This is a genomic window from Novosphingobium clariflavum (assembly GCF_026420865.1).
In the GTDB taxonomy this organism is placed as follows: Bacteria; Pseudomonadota; Alphaproteobacteria; order Sphingomonadales; family Sphingomonadaceae; genus Novosphingobium; species Novosphingobium clariflavum.
Map to the genome: position 1 here is coordinate 1 of NZ_JAPCWC010000078.1, position 1,402 is coordinate 1,402.

2 protein-coding genes are annotated in these 1,402 nt (G+C 59.3%); both read left to right on the plus strand.

All coding sequences use genetic code 11. The features are described from left to right. Nucleotides 1-545: Mu transposase domain-containing protein (locus OKA11_RS24290; RefSeq protein ID WP_407673530.1), on the plus strand; the 545-nt coding region annotated here is incomplete at its 5' end. Then, on the plus strand, nucleotides 535-1,314 hold the full coding sequence (gene istB / locus OKA11_RS24295) for an IS21-like element helper ATPase IstB (RefSeq protein WP_267225185.1): 780 nt from the start codon (nucleotides 535-537) through the stop codon (nucleotides 1,312-1,314). The genes OKA11_RS24290 and istB, both read left to right, overlap by 11 nt. The last annotated feature ends 88 nt before the right edge of the window (nucleotides 1,315-1,402 follow it).

The window sequence follows — 1,402 nt, forward strand, 5'->3', positions numbered from 1 at the left end:
CCTTTGAACGCAACCGCTACAGTGTACCGGCATCCTTCGCGAACCGGGCGATCAGTCTGCGGGTGTATCCCGACCGCCTGGTGATCGCTGCCGAGGGGCAGATCCTGTGCGAGCATGCTCGGATCATCGATCGCTCCCACCACAAGCTTGGCCGCACGATCTACGACTGGCGGCATTATTTGGCAGTCGTTCAGCGCAAACCTGGTGCCTTGCGCAATGGTGCGCCGTTTCTCGAATTGCCGGCGGCCTTCCAGCAATTGCAGGGACATCTGCTCAAGCGGCCTGGCGGTGACAGAGAGATGGTGGAGATTCTTTCCCTCGTTCTTCATCACGATGAACAAGCTGTCCTGTGTGCCGTCGAACTGGCGCTGGAGGCCGGCGTCGCAACAAAAACGCACATCCTCAACGTTCTGCATCGCCTCATCGACGGCAAGGCTCCTCCAGCCTCGCCGATCAATGCGCCGCAGGCATTGCGTCTCGCCCAGGAGCCCGAGGCCAATGTGGATCGCTACGACACTTTGAGGGAGACACGCCATGCGTCATGACCCTGCCAGCGCCGCGGTGGTAGTTATGCTGCGCGGCCTCAAGATGTACGGCATGGCTCAGGCCGCGGACGATCTCATCGAACAGGGCACACCTGCCTTTGACGCGGCCGTGCCGATGTTATCCCAGTTGCTCAAGGCCGAGATGGCCGAGCGGGAGGTCAGGTCTATAGCCTATCAGATCAAGGCTGCCCGGTTCCCGGCCTACAAGGACCTGTCCGGCTTCGACTTTGCCGCCAGCGAAATCAATGAGGCGCTCGTGCGCCAGCTCCATCGCGGCGACTTCATGGACAGCGCAGACAATGTTGTGCTGATCGGAGGGCCAGGAACCGGCAAGAGCCACATTGCAACGGCGCTGGGCGTGCAAGCGGTTGAACATCATAGAAAGAAGGTCCGCTTCTTCTCCACCGTCGACCTGGTCAACACTCTTGAGCAGGAAAAGGCCATGAACCGGTCCGGCCAACTGGCGGATCGGCTCCTGCGTCTCGATCTGCTGATCCTCGATGAATTGGGCTATCTGCCCTTCAGCCCATCTGGGGGTGCCATGCTCTTCCATCTGCTCAGCAAACTCTATGAGCGCACCAGCGTCGTCATCACAACCAACCTTAGCTTCAGCGAATGGTCGGGCGTCTTCGGAGATGCCAAATTGACCACTGCGCTGCTGGACCGGCTCACGCACCACTGCCACATCCTGGAAACTGGAAACGACAGCTTCCGATTCCGTGCCAGCACGGCCGCACCCAAAACCAAAAAGGAGAAAGCGCCAACTTGAACATGCCCCTCAAGGGCAACACATAGCCTTGCGCACCCGGGTCAATTCTCGATGAAAATCCCGGGTCAGTTCTCAGTGAAACTCAACA

Coding starts and splice junctions, on each gene's coding strand:
- istB (WP_267225185.1), top strand. CDS start 535: ATGCGTCATGACCCTGCCAGCGCCGCGGTGGTAGTTATGCTGCGCGGC.